General features: G+C 60.6%; 3 protein-coding genes and 1 pseudogene (2 of these 4 running past the window's edge). 2 read left to right on the forward strand and 2 right to left on the reverse strand.

The annotated features are described in order from the left end of the window. A pseudogene (locus A3H92_01000) lies at positions 1–63 on the reverse strand (hypothetical protein); it reaches 1,386 nt to the left of the window's first position. A 90-nt stretch (positions 64–153) separates the two neighbouring features. After that, positions 154–636 (reverse strand): hypothetical protein, encoded by a 483-nt coding sequence (locus tag A3H92_01005; GenBank protein OHC76408.1) that lies wholly within the window; start codon positions 634–636, stop codon positions 154–156. A gap of 72 nt (positions 637–708) precedes the next feature. Here A3H92_01005 and gabD point away from each other — a divergent pair, with 72 nt between their 5' ends. Both gabD and A3H92_01015 read left to right on the forward strand, forming a co-directional pair. Then, positions 709–2,166, forward strand: a complete 1,458-nt coding sequence (gene gabD / locus A3H92_01010) for a succinate-semialdehyde dehydrogenase (NADP(+)) (GenBank protein ID OHC76409.1) — start codon at positions 709–711, stop codon at positions 2,164–2,166. Positions 2,167–2,234: 68 nt separating this feature from the next. Next, positions 2,235–2,239: the 5' portion of a glutathione-disulfide reductase gene (locus A3H92_01015; protein OHC76435.1), read on the forward strand. 1,369 nt of this gene lie beyond the right edge of the window; 5 of the gene's 1,374 nt are visible here — the first part of the coding sequence; its start codon is at positions 2,235–2,237; its stop codon lies off the right edge, out of view.

Below are 2,239 nucleotides of genomic sequence, written 5' to 3' on the forward strand. Positions count from 1 at the left end.
CGCCGTAACCAACGTGTCGAGCATGGTGTTGCAGTTGATGAGAAGTACCCTGAAATCCTGCATTTTGTTTTACTGTCCTTCTGACGCGCCTTGGCCCTAGGGAAATAGCGAAAATACGCGGTTATGTCGAGTCTGTCCGAAACAAGGAGATATTTATGGCTGATGCTCGCTCATGCGTTGGTGCTTGGCGCGGATATCTTCGGGCCATTTGCTTTTTATGTAGGACAGCGCCGACAGGATTTCGCGATCGCTTAAAATCCCGGCAAAAGCCGGCATTGAGGTCTTGAATTGAGACTGGGGCGAATCTTCGCCGCCGAACTTGGTGTACTGAAAGTTCATGTGATCAGGGTGATGCCAGGTGTGGCCGTTTTCATTGTGTGGCGGCGCCGGAAGGGTGCCGTCGGGGTTCTTTTTCCGCCAGCCGGGCTGACCTTCCAGACTGCTGCCGTGGCACTCGGCGCAGCGGGCGGCGTAGATGGTCTCGCCCAGCGCCACCATTTCGGCGTTGGAGGCGTCGGCGACGACCATCTCATGACCTTTTTCCTCGCCGCCGCCTTTGATGGCGTTGACATAGGCCCAGATAACGACGCCGACGGCCAACGCCGCTACGCCGTAGATTATTTTTTTATTGGACATGGGCCTCCTTCATATCATTCATAATAATTACTATAATCATCTCCATGCAACTCCTTCAAATACGAGACTGTCATGAAACTCAATGATCCCGGCCTGTTCAAGCGGCAATGTTATGTAAACGGCGTCTGGATCGACGCCGATGCCGGCGGCGTCATTGACGTATTCAATCCTTCCGACGGCTCAAAACTGGGAACGGTTCCGAGGATGGGAGCAAGCGAGACGGGGCGCGCCGTGGCGGCGGCGAATGACGCCTGGCCGGCTTGGCGGGCGCTCACCGCCAAGGAGCGCAGCGCCGTTCTTAAAAGGTGGTTCGCGCTGATCATGGCCAATCAGCGCGATCTGGCCTGTCTGATGACGGCGGAGCAGGGCAAGCCGCTGGCCGAAGCCGTCGGCGAGATCGCCTACGGCGCTTCCTTCGTCGAGTGGTTCGCCGAAGAAGCCAAGCGCGTCTACGGCGATACCATCCCCGGGCATCAATCGGACAAGCGCATTATCGTCGTCAAGGAACCTATCGGCGTGGTGGCGGCGATTACGCCATGGAACTTCCCCAACGCCATGATCACCCGCAAGTGCGCGCCGGCCCTGGCGGCGGGATGTCCGGTGGTGGTCAAGCCGGCAAGCTCAACGCCGTACTCGGCCCTGGCCCTGGCCGAGCTTGCCGACCGCGCCGGCTTCCCGCCCGGCGTCTTCAACGTGATTACCGGCTCGGCGGCGGCCATCGGGGCCGAACTGACGGCCAACCCGCTGGTGCGCAAGCTTACCTTCACCGGCTCGACGGAGATCGGCAAAAAGCTGATGGCGCAGTGCGCCGCCACGGTCAAGAAAGTGTCTCTGGAACTGGGCGGCAACGCTCCGTTCATCGTCTTTGACGACGCCGACCTGGACGCCGCCCTGAACGGGGCCATGGCCTGCAAGTACCGCAACACCGGGCAGACCTGCGTCTCCGCCAATCGCCTGCTGATCCACAGCGATATCTATGACAAATTCGCCGGGATGCTGGTCAAGGAAGTCTCCGCCCTCAAGGTGGCGGACGGCTTCGCGGACGGCTGCCGGCAGGGACCGCTGATCGACATGGCGGCGGTGGAGAAAGTGGAAGAACATATCGCCGACGCCCTGGCCAAGGGCGCCGCCCTGCTGACCGGCGGCAAGCGCCATCAAAAGGGCGGAACCTTTTTTGAGCCGACGGTTCTCGCCGACGTCACCGCCGACATGATGGTGGCCCGCGAAGAGACCTTCGGCCCGGTCGCCCCGCTGTTTCGTTTCACCACCGAGGCTGAGGCCGTCGCCATGGCCAACGACACCGAGTTCGGCCTCGCCGCCTATTTCTATGCCCGCGACATCGGACGGGTGTGGCGACTGGCGGGGGCGCTGGAGTACGGCATCGTCGGCATCAACACCGGCATTATCTCCACCGAGGTTGCGCCCTTCGGCGGCGTCAAGGAGTCCGGCATCGGCCGCGAAGGTTCCCGTTACGGCATGGACGACTTCCTGGAAATCAAGTACCTGTGCATGGGCGGGCTGGATAAATGATCCCAATAGCCGTAAAGAATGACTCTGAAAAATCCTCCCCCTTGCTTCAAGGGGGAGTTAGAGGGGGTATCGG

The organism is Rhodospirillales bacterium RIFCSPLOWO2_02_FULL_58_16 (assembly GCA_001830425.1).
GTDB lineage: Bacteria > Pseudomonadota > Alphaproteobacteria > Rhodospirillales > 2-02-FULL-58-16 > 2-02-FULL-58-16.